The organism is Paraburkholderia rhizosphaerae, assembly GCF_004366595.1.
GTDB lineage: Bacteria > Pseudomonadota > Gammaproteobacteria > Burkholderiales > Burkholderiaceae > Paraburkholderia > Paraburkholderia rhizosphaerae.
In genome coordinates this window covers 201,322-215,367 of record NZ_SORE01000003.1, presented here as the reverse complement: position 1 = coordinate 215,367, position 14,046 = coordinate 201,322, and the positions used below count along the sequence as shown (strand labels likewise).

Below are 14,046 nucleotides of genomic sequence, written 5' to 3'. Positions count from 1 at the left end.
ACCATGCGTTTTCTGCGCTTTCTCAAGATTTTCTTTACGGTCATCCGGTTCGGTCTCGACGAGATGATGCTGAGCCGCATCAACGATCGTCGCGTGCGCCTGTTACTGCGCATCACCACGATCGGGCGCAAGTTCGAGGACCCGCCCGGGTTGCGCTTGCGTCTTGCGCTCGAGAGTCTCGGGCCAATTTTCGTGAAGTTCGGCCAGGTGCTGTCGACGCGGCGCGACCTGCTGCGCCCCGACATCGCGATCGAGCTTGCGAAGCTGCAGGATCAGGTGCCGCCGTTCGACTCCGATGTCGCGATCTCGATCATCGAGAAGGCGCTGGGCGCGCCGGTCAGTGTGCTGTTCGACGATTTCGAGCGCGTGCCGGTCGCGAGCGCATCGATCGCGCAGGTGCACTTCGCGACGGTGAAGGCCGGTCAGCATGCGGGCAAGTCGGTCGCGGTGAAGGTGCTGCGCCCGAACATGCTTCCGGTGATCGACTCGGACCTCGCGCTGCTGCGCGATATCGCCGTATGGGCCGAACGGCTGTGGGCGGACGGCAAGCGGCTCAAACCGCGGGAGGTGGTCGGCGAGTTCGACAAGTATCTGCACGACGAGCTCGACCTGATGCGCGAAGCCGCGAACGGCAGCCAGCTGCGGCGCAACTTCGCCGGACTCGATCTGCTGCTCGTGCCCGAGATGTACTGGGAGTTCTGCACGCCGAACGTGCTCGTGATGGAGCGCATGGTGGGCGTGCCGATTAGCCAGGTGGAAACACTGCGCGCGGCTGGCGTCGATATTCCGAAGCTCGCGCGCGAAGGGGTCGAGATTTTCTTCACGCAGGTGTTTCGCGACGGCTTCTTTCACGCGGACATGCACCCGGGCAATATCCAGGTGAGTCTCGATCCGACGCATTTCGGACGCTATATCGCGCTCGACTTCGGGATCGTCGGCGCGCTGTCGGATTTCGACAAGAACTATCTCGCACAGAACTTTCTCGCGTTCTTCAAGCGCGATTACCACCGCGTCGCGACGCTGCACCTCGAGTCGGGCTGGGTGCCGCCGAACACGCGTGTCGAGGAACTGGAAAGCGCGATTCGCGCGGTGTGCGAGCCTTATTTCGATCGCGCGCTGAAAGACATCTCACTCGGCCAGGTGCTGATGCGGCTTTTCTCGACGTCGCGCCGCTTCAACGTTGAGATCCAGCCGCAGCTGGTGCTGCTGCAAAAGACGATGCTCAACGTCGAAGGCCTCGGCCGCTCGCTCGATCCTGAGCTGGACCTGTGGAAGACGGCGAAGCCTTACCTCGAACGCTGGATGAACGAGCAGATCGGCATGCGCGGCTGGTACGAGCGGCTGAAGATAGAAGCGCCACAGTGGAGCAAAACGTTGCCGCAATTGCCGCGGCTCGTGCACCAGGCGCTAGCGCTTCGGCACGACGCGCAGCGTGGCGTCAATGACGAAACGATCCGTCAGATTCTGCTCGAACAGAAGCGCACCAACCGGCTGCTGCAAGGCTTGTTGATGTTCGGCGTCGCGGTCGGCGTCGGCGCGGTGCTCGCGCGTGCGTGGATCGCATTCGCTTACGGCGGGTGAGTGGCTGGAGATGGCAATCGAGCGGCCTACAATCGATACAGGGCGGCAATCGAGCGGCGCACAGCGACAACCCGTTCACGCCGGCGCCGCAGTATTTCCTGAGGAAAGTCGATGACGAAACCTCAACAACCGCCGGTACCTCCCGGCTCCGGCCCGCAAAATCCAGCAGCGGCACCCGAATTTTCGACCCGCGATCCGAACGCCGCGGACTTCTGGGACGAGCGTTTCGCACAAGGCTTCACGCCTTGGGACCAGGCCGGCGTGCCGGCTGCATTCAAGACCTTCGCCGCGCGCCACGCGCCGATGCCGGTGCTGATTCCCGGCTGCGGCAGCGCGTGGGAAGCGCGCTGGCTTGCCGAACGCGGCTGGCCAGTGCGCGCGATCGATTTCGCGTCGCAAGCGGTTGAGCGTGCGCGAACGCAGATGGGGGCGCACGCGGCATTCGTGGAGCAGGCGGATTTCTTCGCTTATCAGCCGCCGACCACGCCTTGCTGGATCTATGAACGCGCGTTCCTGTGCGCGTTGCCGCCCGCGCGGCGCGACGCTTACGCAAAACAGGTCGCGTCGTTGCTTCGCGAAGGCGGATTGCTCGCCGGATTCTTTTTCATCGCGACCACCGGGAAAGGACCGCCGTTCGGCATCGATCGAGCGGAACTCGATGCGCTGCTCGCAGCCTCATTCGAACTGCTCGAAGACGAACCCGTCGCCGATTCGATCGACGTCTTCGCGGGCCGCGAGCGCTGGTTGACCTGGCGTCGACGCGCGCCATCGCACGCTTCGCGCACTTGATTCTCGCGCCCGCCGCCCTCAGCTAACGGGTTCGCCTTCCGGCGTTACCGCAAGCTACCCACGCGCTGACGTCAAAAACCGGCCTCGCGGTCCGGTTACCGGCGAACAATCTCCGTGCCCGCCGATACCCGATTTCCGGGAGTCGACACCGTTTGCGGCTATAATTCAAGGCTTTGCAAGCGCTTCCAAGATTTCTGTAGGGACAAAGGTCATGCCGATCTACTCATACCGTTGCGAGTCGTGCGGCTTCGGGAAAGACGTGCTTCAGAAGCTGAGCGACGCGCCGTTGACGCGCTGCCCGGAGTGCGGAGCCGAAACGTTCCGCAAGCAGGTCACCGCCGCGGGCTTTCAGCTGAAAGGCTCGGGCTGGTACGTTACCGATTTCCGCGGCGGCAACTCCAACGCGCCGAATGCGTCGAACGCATCCGGTAAGAACGGCAATGGCGACAGTAGCAGCGCAGGCGCATCGACCGAAGGCGGCACGTCCGCGCCGGCCGATAACGCGTCGTCGGGCAGCGCTGAAGCCAAGTCCTCTACACCGTCTACGCCGGCCCCCGCGCCGGCCTCATCGGGCGGCGCAAGCAACAGTTAGGCAGTACACAAGCGGTCGAGCCGCCCTTGTGGCGGCGGCCACGCCGCGCGAGGCAACGTCCGCGCGGATTTCTGGCGAAGCCAATGACGACGAAAAAGACGACGCTCAAATCGGTATTCCTGACCGGCCTGCTGGTGCTGGTGCCTCTTGCCATCACGCTGTGGGTGCTCGGCCTCATCATCGGCACGATGGATCAGACGCTGCTGTTGTTGCCGCGTGCGTGGCGCCCCGAAAATCTGTTCGGCTTCCGCCTGCCTGGTCTGGGCGCGGTGCTGACGCTTGCTTTCATCTTTATCGTCGGCTTGTTGACGCAGAACTTCATTGGGCAGAAGCTCGTCGGCTGGTGGGAGCTGATCGTCGCGCGCATTCCGATGGTCGGTCCGCTGTACACCAGCGTGAAGCAGGTGTCGGACACACTGTTCTCGTCGAGCGGCAACGCGTTTCGCAAGGCGCTGCTGATCGAATACCCGCGCCGCGGCGCATATACGATCGCGTTCCTGACCGGTACGCCCGGCGGCGACGTGCTCAATCACCTGAAGGAAGACTGCGTCAGCGTGTACGTGCCGACCACGCCGAACCCGACGTCCGGTTTCTTCCTGATGGTGCCGAAAAGCGACGTCGTCGAACTCGATATGTCGGTCGACGCGGCGCTCAAGTACATCGTCTCGATGGGCGTCGTCGCGCCGCCCGCGCCGCCGGTGGTGCCGGCGCGCCGCACACCCGTCGAGCCACCCATGTAATGCCGGTGCATGGCGCGACAGGCGCCGCGCACCGTTCACTCACGCAAAACGAAAGACAAACATCATGTCGATGAGATCTGAATACTGCGGTCTGGTGACCGAACACCTGCTCGGCCAAAGCGTGTCGTTGTGCGGCTGGGTGCAACGGCGCCGCGACCACGGCGGCGTCATCTTCATCGACCTGCGCGACCGTGAAGGCCTCGTTCAGGTCGTGTGTGACCCGGACCGCGCGGAGATGTTCAAGACCGCCGAAGGCGTGCGCAACGAGTTCTGCGTGCAGATCAAGGGCGTCGTGCGCAACCGTCCGGAAGGCACCGCCAATGCCGGGCTGAAGAGCGGCAAGATCGAAGTGCTGTGCCACGAGCTGACCGTGCTGAACGCGTCGGTCACGCCGCCGTTCCAGCTCGACGACGATAACCTCTCCGAAACCACGCGCCTTACGCACCGTGTGCTCGATCTGCGTCGTCCGCAGATGCAGCACAACCTGCGTTTGCGTTATCGCGTCGCGATGGAAGTGCGCAAGTACCTCGACGAGCAAGGCTTTATCGATATCGAAACGCCGATGCTCACGAAGAGTACGCCGGAAGGCGCGCGCGACTATCTGGTGCCGTCCCGCGTGAACGCAGGCCAGTTTTTCGCGCTGCCGCAGTCGCCACAGCTATTCAAGCAACTGCTGATGGTCGCGAACTTCGACCGCTACTACCAGATTACCAAGTGCTTCCGCGACGAAGACCTGCGCGCGGACCGTCAGCCGGAATTCACGCAGATCGACTGCGAGACGTCGTTCCTGCGCGAGCAGGAAATCCGCGATCTGTTCGAGGCGATGATCCGCCACGTGTTCAAGGAAACGATCGGCGTCGAGCTCGCCGCGCCGTTCCCGGTCATGCAGTACTCGGAAGCGATGCGCCGCTTCGGTTCGGACAAGCCGGACCTGCGCGTGAAGCTTGAGTTCACCGACCTTACCGACGCGGTGAAGGACGTCGACTTCAAGGTATTCAGCGCGCCGGCCAACACGAAAGATGGCCGCGTCGCGGCGCTGCGCGTGCCGAAGGGCGGCGAGTTGTCGCGCGGCGATATCGATAGCTATACCGAGTTCGTACGCATTTACGGCGCGAAGGGCCTCGCGTGGATCAAGGTCAACGAAGTCGCGAAGGGCCGTGACGGTCTGCAAAGCCCGATCGTCAAGAACCTGCACGACGCGGCGGTGGCGGCGATCATTGAGCGCACCGGTGCGCAGGACGGCGACATCATCTTCTTCGCGGCCGATCGCGCGAAAGTCGTCAACGACAGTCTCGGTGCACTGCGCCTGAAGATCGGCCACTCGGAGTTCGGCAAGGCGAATGGCCTCGTTCAGACCGGCTGGCAGCCGCTGTGGGTGATCGACTTCCCGATGTTCGAGTATGACGAGGAAGAGAACCGCTACGTCGCCGCACACCATCCGTTCACGAGCCCGAAGGATGAACATCTCGAGTACCTCGAAACGGATCCGGGCCGCTGCCTCGCAAAGGCCTACGACATGGTGCTGAATGGCTGGGAAATCGGTGGCGGCTCGGTGCGTATCTATCAGGAAGACGTACAAAGCAAGGTGTTCCGCGCATTGAAGATCAACGCGGAAGAAGCGCGTCTGAAGTTCGGCTTCCTGCTCGACGCGTTGCAGTACGGTGCGCCGCCGCACGGCGGTATCGCGTTCGGCCTCGACCGGATCGTCACGATGATGGCCGGCGCCGACTCGATTCGCGATGTGATCGCGTTCCCGAAGACGCAGCGCGCGCAAGACCTGTTGACGCAGGCGCCGAGCGAAGTCGACGAACGGCAGTTGCGCGAGCTGCATATCCGTCTGCGTCAGGCCGAGCAGAAGGCGCAATGAGGCTCATTGACCGCTGATTGGCCACTCAGTGGCCAACCAGTGACCACTCATTGACGGCTTGATGAGGTCGCAACGAACGCGGAACATCAGGCGGCGACCGTTCGCTGAACCGTTCCGCGAAGTGGCCGATGCCACGCACGAAAAAGGCGCTTGATAGCGCCTTTTTCGTTTTTTGCGTTACATTCGCGGTGAACCCCCACCGATCGACCTGCGTCGCCGACGCCTTCCGACAGACGACTCATGCCGAAACCGCCGAAGATTCCCGAATCCGTGCTTGTCGTGATTTACACGCCCGAGCTCGATGTGCTGTTGATCGAGCGAGCCGATCGGCCGGCGCTGTGGCAATCGGTGACCGGCGCGCGCAACTACCCGGACGAGCCGTTCGCGGAAACGGCGGCGCGCGAAGTGGCCGAGGAAACTGGCATCGCGGTTGGCACGGAAATGGTGCCGCGCGACGCGTTGATCGACTGGCATCACCACATCCAGTTCGAGATATTCCCCGAGTGGCGGCATCGCTATGCCGAAGGCGTGACGGTCAACACCGAACACTGGTTCAGCCTGCAAGTGCCGCGCCGCGTCGAAGTCACGCTCGCGCCGCGCGAGCACACCGCGCATCTGTGGCTGCCGTACGAAGAAGCGGCGGCGAAATGTTTTTCGTGGTCCAACCGCGACGCGATCCTGCAGTTGCCCGCGCGCGTGAGCACGCGCGACAAGGGGCGTCCCGCATGAGTGGCGGCCGCCGTCTAGCCAACTTCGGACAGAGGCTGATTGGCCGTCGCTACTGGTCGCGCTACCGCTTCAGGACCGGCAACGATGTGCGGCTCTTCAGTTCCGGCGACGCTTATTTCGCTGCGCTGATCGAGCGTATTGACGCGGCCACCCGCATCGTCACGCTGGAAACCTACATCTTTGCGGACGACGAAGCCGGTCATGACGTATCCGCCGCGTTGCTACGCGCTGTCGCGCGCGGCGTGCGCGTACGCGTGATTACCGACGGCATCGGCACCGCGCGCCTGCCGATGTTCGGCGACTGGCAGGCCGCGGGCATCGAACATCGGGTCTACAACCCGCATCTGTTTGGCCGCTTCGGTTTCTCCCGAACGCACCGCAAGCTCGCCGTCGTCGATGACACGTATGCGTACTGCGGCGGCATCAATATCGTCGACGACTACGACCACAACGGCACGCGGCTGCACTATCCGCGCTGGGATTTCGCGGTCGAGCTGCGCGGTCCGGTGGTCGCGGACGTGCGTGTCGCGTTCGATCTGCAGTGGCGCCGCATCCGTCTTGGACATCGCCCGAAGCCGACGCCCGAGACGGAAGCCACCGATGCGCAAGGTGTCACCGACGAGTTCGTGCGCGCGCGGCGCCGCGTGCGCAGCGGTGACGTTCGCGCGGCGGGCGAGCCGTCCGTCGCGTTCGTCGCGCGTGACAACATCGTCAACCGTCGCGCGATCGAAAAGGCGTACCTGACCGCGATCGGCCAGGCGCGCTCCGAGGTGCTGCTCGCGAACCCATACTTCATGCCGGGCCGCAAGTTGCGGCGTGCGTTGACATTGGCCGCGCGGCGCGGTGTCGACGTGCGGCTCGTGATCGGCAGGAAGGAGTTCCCGATACTCGACTACGCGGTGCCATTCCTGTACCGCTCATTGCTGCGCGCCGGCGTAAAGATCGCCGAGTATGAGAAGACGATGCTGCACGGCAAGGTCGCGGTGGTCGATTCCAACTGGGGCACAGTCGGGTCGTCGAACCTCGACGCGTTAAGCCTCGTGCTCAATAACGAAGCCAACGTCGTGCTCGTGCTGGATCGCGAGCTTGACCAGCTGCGCGGCGCAATTCTTGCCGCGTTTGCCGAGTCCCGAAGCATCGACGCGGCGCATTATGAGGCGCGCCCACTCTCCGAGCAATTCGTCAACTGGTTCATGTACCAGGGCTACCGCGCGCTGATGAAGCTGATCACCGTCGGCGGTTACGACTAGAAGACTGGAGCGCATGGCGCCGGCCGCTGCGTTCGGAATCCGATCGAAAGCCATGTACACGACAACCGACAATGCAGACAAATAACTCTAAAAAATTGGCATTGCGCCGAAGACGAATGACGCAAAATTGAAAACCTGGTTAGAAACCCGTTTCTAATAAAGTCCTTGTTTCGCGGACGGCCGCCAACAATAATAGTACGGCCGTTCGATTTTCGTTTCACTCCATCTGACGGTAAAAGCTATGCGAAAAGGCGAACAGACGCGGGCCGCAATTCTCGATGCAGCGCTGGACCTTGCAAGCCGTGATGGACTCGAAGGTCTGACGATCGGTTTGCTGGCCGAGCGCATGCAGATGAGCAAGAGTGGCGTGTTTGCGCACTTCGGATCGCGCGAGGACCTGCAGGTCGAAGTCGTGCGCGAATACCACCGTCGCTTCGAAGACGAGGTGTTCTTTCCGAGCTTGCGCGAACCGCGCGGCCTGCCGCGTTTGCGCTCGATGATCTCCCGCTGGATCGACAAACGCATCCAGGAAGTCACGACCGGCTGCATTTATATCAGCGGTGCGGTCGAGTACGACGACCGTCCGGATAACCCGGTGCGCGAACAGCTGGTCGCGAGCGTGACGATGTGGCGGGCGGCGCTTACACGCGCCATTTCGCAGGCGATCGACGAAGGACATCTGCGCCCGGATACCGATCCGCAGCTGATGTTGTTCGAACTGTATAGCTTCACACTGGGTCTGCATCATGACGCTCGGTTTCTGCATCTGCCCGATGCCGTGCGTCTGACGTGGGCTGCGCTGGAAAAGCTGATCGTTTCATACCAAAGCAGCGAGGGCGCGAACCGTTAGCGGTGCGCGTTGCGACATCGGCGGCGCTCTCGGGCCAACATTCTCGATTGGAGAGACACATGGGACAGTACGCCGCGCCGTTGCGCGACATGCAATTCGTGCTGCACGAGTTGCTGAATGTTGAGGCAGAGGCGAAACAGATGCCGAAGCACGCTGACCTCGACGCCGACACGATCAACCAGGTGCTCGAAGAGGCCGGCAAGTTCTGTTCTGAAGTGCTGTTTCCGCTGAACCATAGCGGCGACCAGGAAGGCTGCACGTACGACGGCGACGGCGTCGTGACCACGCCGAAAGGTTTCAGGCAAGCGTATCAACAGTATGTCGAAGCGGGCTGGCCCGCGCTCGCGTGCGATCCTTCGTATGGCGGACAGGGGCTACCGCAGTTCGTCAACAACGCGCTTTACGAAATGATGAACTCGGCAAATCAGGCGTGGGCGATGTACCCGGGCCTGTCGCACGGCGCGTACGAGTGCCTGCATGCGCATGGCACGCCCGAGTTGCAGCAGACGTATCTTCCGAAGCTCGTGTCCGGCGTGTGGACCGGCACGATGTGTCTGACCGAAGCGCATTGCGGCACTGACCTCGGGATTCTGCGGACGAAAGCCGAACCGAATGGCGATGGTTCGTATGCGATCACCGGCACCAAGATTTTCATTTCGAGCGGTGAACACGATCTTGCCGAAAACATCGTGCATCTGGTGCTCGCGCGGTTACCCGATGCGCCGTCCGGCACGAAAGGCATTTCCCTCTTCGTCGTGCCGAAGTTTCTGCCGAACGAAGCCGGCGAGCCGGGCCAGCGCAATACGGTGAAGTGCGGTTCGATCGAGCACAAGATGGGCATTCACGCGAATGCGACCTGCGTGATCAATCTCGACAACGCGAAAGGATGGCTGGTCGGCGAGCCGAACAAAGGGCTCAACGCGATGTTCGTGATGATGAACGCGGCACGTCTGGGCGTCGGCATGCAGAGCCTGGGTTTGACGGAAGTCGCGTACCAGAACGCGCTCGTGTACGCGAAAGACCGTCTGCAGATGCGCGCGCTGAGCGGCCCAAAAGCGCCTGAGAAGGCGGCCGATCCGATCATCGTCCACCCGGACGTGCGCCGCATGCTGCTCACGCAGAAGGCGTATGCGGAAGGCGCGCGCGCATTTTCATACTGGGCCGCGCTGCAGATCGACAAGGAGCTGTCGCATGGCGATGACGCGGTCCGCTCGGAATCCGCCGATCTCGTCGCACTGCTCACGCCGATCCTGAAAGCGTTCCTGTCCGACAACGCATTCGAAGGCACGAATCTCGCGCTGCAGGTATACGGCGGCCACGGCTTCATCGCCGAGTGGGGGATGGAGCAATACGTGCGCGATGCACGGATCAACATGATTTACGAAGGCACCAACGCGATCCAGTCGCTCGATCTGCTGGGCCGTAAGGTGCTGGGCGATATGGGCGCGAAGCTGAAGAAGTTCGGCAAGCTCGTCACCGATTTCATCGAAGAAGAGGGCGTAAAGCCCGAGATGCAGGAGTTCGTCAATCCGCTCGCGGATATCGGCGACAAGGTGCAGAAGCTGACGATGGAAATCGGCATGAAGGCGATGCAGAACCCGGACGAGGTCGGCGCGGCTGCGGTGCCGTATCTGCGCACGGTCGGGCATCTGGTGTTCTCGTACTTCTGGGCGCGCATGGCGCGCGTCGCGCTCGACAACGAAGCCTCCGGCGATCCTTTCTACAAGGCGAAACTCGCCACCGCACGCTTCTACTTCGCGAAACTCCTGCCTGAAACCGCGTCGACGATCCGCGCGGCGCGCGCGGGCGCCAAGACGCTGATGGAAATCGACGAAGCGCTGTTCTGACGAACAACCCGCGCGGGGGGCGCCGCGAATGTCTCGCACGGCCGCCCCGCGCAACATTGCATGACTCCCCGGAGAAACGACGTGAGCAATCTGATCATTCGCAAGGTGGCCGTGCTCGGCGCCGGCGTGATGGGCGCGCAGATCGCCGCGCACCTCGTCAACGCGAAGGTGCCGGTGCTGCTGTTCGACTTGCCGGCCAAGGAAGGTCCGAAGAACGGCATCGTATTGAAGGCGATCGACAACCTGAAGAAGCTATCGCCGGCGCCGTTCGGCGTGAAGGACGACGCGCAGTTTATCCAGCCCGCGAACTACGACGACGATATTGCGAAGCTCGCCGAATGCGACGTCGTGATCGAGGCGATCGCCGAGCGGATGGACTGGAAGCACGATCTGTACAAGAAGGTATCGCCGCATCTCGCGCCGCACGCGATCTTCGCGTCCAACACGTCGGGCCTGTCGATCACCGAATTGTCACAGGGCTTTGCCGACGAATTGAAATCGCGATTTTGCGGCGTGCACTTCTTCAATCCGCCGCGCTACATGCATCTGGTCGAACTGATTCCGACCGCGCACACGCGGCCCGAGATTCTCGACCAGCTCGAAACGTTCCTGACCAGCGTCGTCGGCAAAGGCGCGGTGCGCGCGAAAGACACGCCGAATTTCATCGCGAACCGCGTCGGCATCTTTTCGATTCTCGCGACGATCGCCGAGGCTGCGAAGTTCGGCCTGCGCTATGACGAAGTCGACGACTTGACCGGCAGCCGCCTTGGCCGCGCGAAGTCGGCGACGTTCCGCACCGCGGACGTGGTCGGCCTCGACACGATGGCGCACGTGATCAAAACGATGCAGGACAACCTCGCCGACGATCCGTTCTTCCCGGTCTACGAGACCCCCGCGGTGCTCGCGGAACTGGTGAAGAAGGGTGCGCTGGGCCAGAAGAGCGGCGCGGGGTTCTATCGCAAGGATGGCAAGGCGATCAAGGTGCTCGACCCGAAGGCGGGCGATTACGTCGAAGGCGGCGCAAAGGCCGACGAACTGGTCGGTCGCATCCTGAAGCGGCCACCGGCCGAGCGCCTGAAGCTGCTGCGTGAATCGGACCACAAGCAGGCGCAATTCCTGTGGGCGATTTTCCGCGACGTGTTCCACTACATCGCGGTGCATCTCGAATCGATTGCGGATAACGCGCGCGATCTCGACTTTGCAGTGCGCTGGGGTTTCGGCTGGAACGAAGGCCCGTTCGAAGCGTGGCAGACGGCCGGCTGGAAGCAGGTTGCCGAATGGGTGCGCGACGACATTGCCGCGGGCCGCGCGTTGTCGCATGCACCGCTGCCCGCGTGGGTGTTCGACGGCCCGGTCGCGGAACAAGGCGGCGTGCATACCGTAGAAGGTTCTTGGTCGCCCGCGGCGAAACGCTTTGTGCCGCGCTCATCGCTGCCGGTTTACGAAAAGCAGGTGTTTCGTGCGCCGCTCGCGGGCGAAGCCGCGAGCGACCCTAAAACCTACGGCAAAACGCTGCTCGAAACTGAAGGTCTGCGCGCATGGGTCGACGACCGCGCGGGCGAAAACGACGTCGTGATCGTGTCGTTCAAGAGCAAGATGAACACGATGGGCCCGGCGCTGCTCGACAGCCTCGCGCAGGCTATCGAACTCGCGGAGAAGGACTACAAGGGCATGGTGATCTGGCAGCCGACGTCGCTGAAGCTCGGCACGCCGGGCGGCCCGTTCTCCGCGGGCGCCAATCTCGAAGAAGCGCTGCCCGCGTTCATGAAGGGCGGTGCGAAGGGCATCGAGCCGTTCGTGCAGAAGTTCCAGCAGACGATGCTGCGCGTCAAATACGCAAACGTGCCGGTCGTGACGGCGGTGTCGGGTATCGCGCTTGGCGGCGGTTGCGAGCTGATGCTGCAAAGCGCGAAGCGCGTTGCGCACGTCGAAAGCTATATCGGTCTCGTCGAAGTCGGCGTCGGTCTGCTGCCGGCCGGCGGCGGCCTGAAAGAGGCCGCGCTGCGTGCGGCCGAAACCGCGAGCGTGGTCGGCGCAAGCGCGGGCGATCTGCTGAAGTTCCTGCAGAAGTCGTTCGAAAACGCGGCGAGCGCAAAGGTATCCGGCTCCGCGCTCGACGCACGCGCGATGGGTTACCTGAAGCCGACAGACACGATCGTATTCAACGTGTTCGAACTGCTCGACGTCGCGAAGAAAGAAGTGCGCGCATTGTCCGCGGCCGGCTATCGACCGCCACTGCGCGTCACGCAAGTGCCGGTCGCGGGCCGCTCGGCGATCTCGACGATCAAGGCGCAGCTCGTCAATCTGCGCGACGGCCGCTTTATCAGCGAGCACGACTACCTGATCGCAAGCCGCATCGCCGAAACGATCTGCGGCGGCGACGTCGAAGCGGGCAGCATGGTCGACGAGGAATGGCTGCTGACGCTCGAGCGCCGCGCGTTTATCGAACTGCTCGGCACGCAGAAGACGCAGGAACGGATCATGGGCATGCTGCAAACCGGCAAGCCGGTGCGCAACTGAGCGGCGGACCAAGGAGCAATCACATGAGCAACAAGCAATTGCAGGACGCATATATCGTCGCCGCCGCACGCACGCCGATCGGCAAGGCGCCGCGCGGCATGTTCAAAAACACGCGCCCCGACGAGCTGCTGGTGCACGCGATCCGCTCGGCGGTCGCGCAGGTGCCGGGGCTCGACACGAGCGTGATCGAAGATGCGATCGTCGGTTGTGCGATTCCGGAAGCCGAGCAGGGGCTGAACGTCGCGCGCATGGGCGCGCTGCTGTCGGGCTTGCCGAACACGGTCGGCGGTGTGACGGTCAACCGCTTCTGCGCGTCGGGTCTCACTGCGCTGGCGATGGCCGCGGACCGCATTCGCGTCGGCGAATCGGACGCGATGATCGCGGGCGGTTGCGAGTCGATGACGATGGTGCCCATGATGGGCAACAAGCCGTCGCTGTCGCCGCATATCTTCGATCGCGGCGAGGATGTCGGCATCGCGTACGGCATGGGGTTGACCGCCGAGCGCGTCGCCGAGCGCTGGAAAGTGAGCCGCGAAGCACAAGACCAGTTCGCGTTGCAGTCGCATCAGCGGGCGCTTGCGGGCCAGCAGGCCGGCGAGTTCAAGGATGAGATCGCGCCGTACACGATCGTCGAGCGCTTCCCGGATCTCGCGACCGGCGAAGTGCGCGTGAAGACGCGCGAAGTGTCGCTCGACGAAGGTCCGCGCGCGGACACGTCGATCGAAGGGCTCGCGAAGCTGCGCGCGGTGTTCGCGAACAAGGGCACGGTCACGGCCGGCAACAGCTCGCAGACGTCGGATGGCGCGGGCGCGCTGATCGTCGTGTCGGAGAAGGTGCTCAAGCAGTTCAACCTGACGCCGCTCGCGCGCTTCGTCAGCTTCGCGGTGCGCGGTGTGCCGCCGGAAATCATGGGCATCGGGCCGAAGGAAGCGATTCCGGCCGCGCTGAAGGCTGCGGGCCTCAAGCAGGACGACATCGACTGGATCGAGCTGAACGAAGCGTTTGCCGCGCAATCGCTGGCGGTGATCCAGGACCTCGGGCTCGATCCGGCGAAGGTGAACCCCATTGGCGGCGCGATTGCGCTTGGCCATCCGCTGGGTGCAACCGGCGCGATCCGTGCTTCGACGGTCGTGCATGCGCTGCGCCGCCGCAATCTGAAGTACGGGATGGTGACGATGTGCGTCGGCACCGGTATGGGCGCGGCGGGGATTATCGAGCGGTTGTAATCACAACGCGACGGTGAGCCGCTGAACGGCTGGCCGTCGCGGTTACCGCAACGCA

Annotated in this window: 11 protein-coding genes; all 11 read left to right on the top strand. The window is 63.2% G+C overall.

All coding sequences use genetic code 11. From position 1 onward, the window contains the following. Positions 1 to 3 precede the first annotated feature (3 nt). The 11 genes from ubiB to BX592_RS04955 all read left to right on the top strand — a co-directional run bounded on the left by ubiB (position 4) and on the right by BX592_RS04955 (position 13,991). A complete protein-coding gene (ubiB, locus tag BX592_RS05005) occupies positions 4 to 1,581 on the top strand; it encodes a ubiquinone biosynthesis regulatory protein kinase UbiB (protein ID WP_134190559.1) in 1,578 nt (525 codons plus the stop codon). 111 nt (positions 1,582 to 1,692) lie between these two features. Then, on the top strand, positions 1,693 to 2,370 hold the full coding sequence (locus BX592_RS05000; RefSeq protein WP_134190558.1) for a methyltransferase domain-containing protein: 678 nt from the start codon (positions 1,693 to 1,695) through the stop codon (positions 2,368 to 2,370). Positions 2,371 to 2,581: 211 nt separating this feature from the next. Beyond that, a complete protein-coding gene (locus tag BX592_RS04995) occupies positions 2,582 to 2,962 on the top strand; it encodes an FmdB family zinc ribbon protein (protein ID WP_134190557.1) in 381 nt (126 codons plus the stop codon). A gap of 83 nt (positions 2,963 to 3,045) precedes the next feature. Continuing rightward, positions 3,046 to 3,702, top strand: coding sequence for a DUF502 domain-containing protein (locus BX592_RS04990; RefSeq protein WP_134190556.1), 657 nt, complete (start codon positions 3,046 to 3,048; stop codon positions 3,700 to 3,702). A 64-nt stretch (positions 3,703 to 3,766) separates the two neighbouring features. Beyond that, positions 3,767 to 5,569 carry an aspartate--tRNA ligase gene (gene aspS / locus BX592_RS04985; RefSeq protein ID WP_134190555.1) on the top strand — a complete coding sequence of 601 codons (1,803 nt, stop codon included), beginning with the start codon at positions 3,767 to 3,769 and terminating at the stop codon, positions 5,567 to 5,569. A 240-nt stretch (positions 5,570 to 5,809) separates the two neighbouring features. Further along, on the top strand, positions 5,810 to 6,298 hold the full coding sequence (gene nudB / locus BX592_RS04980) for a dihydroneopterin triphosphate diphosphatase (protein WP_134190554.1): 489 nt from the start codon (positions 5,810 to 5,812) through the stop codon (positions 6,296 to 6,298). Continuing rightward, positions 6,295 to 7,548, top strand: coding sequence for a cardiolipin synthase ClsB (gene clsB, locus BX592_RS04975; protein ID WP_134190553.1), 1,254 nt, complete (start codon positions 6,295 to 6,297; stop codon positions 7,546 to 7,548). The genes nudB and clsB overlap by 4 nt, the downstream gene beginning before the upstream one ends. A gap of 241 nt (positions 7,549 to 7,789) precedes the next feature. Beyond that, positions 7,790 to 8,398 carry a TetR/AcrR family transcriptional regulator gene (locus BX592_RS04970; RefSeq protein ID WP_134190552.1) on the top strand — a complete coding sequence of 203 codons (609 nt, stop codon included), beginning with the start codon at positions 7,790 to 7,792 and terminating at the stop codon, positions 8,396 to 8,398. A 59-nt stretch (positions 8,399 to 8,457) separates the two neighbouring features. Next, complete coding sequence (locus BX592_RS04965) at positions 8,458 to 10,245, top strand: acyl-CoA dehydrogenase C-terminal domain-containing protein (protein ID WP_134190551.1); 1,788 nt, start codon at positions 8,458 to 8,460, stop codon at positions 10,243 to 10,245. A gap of 81 nt (positions 10,246 to 10,326) precedes the next feature. Next, entirely contained in the window at positions 10,327 to 12,765 is a 2,439-nt protein-coding gene (locus BX592_RS04960; protein ID WP_134190550.1) for a 3-hydroxyacyl-CoA dehydrogenase/enoyl-CoA hydratase family protein, read from the top strand. Between the two features lie 23 nt (positions 12,766 to 12,788). Beyond that, positions 12,789 to 13,991 carry an acetyl-CoA C-acyltransferase gene (locus BX592_RS04955; protein ID WP_134190549.1) on the top strand — a complete coding sequence of 401 codons (1,203 nt, stop codon included), beginning with the start codon at positions 12,789 to 12,791 and terminating at the stop codon, positions 13,989 to 13,991. Positions 13,992 to 14,046: the final 55 nt, after the last annotated feature.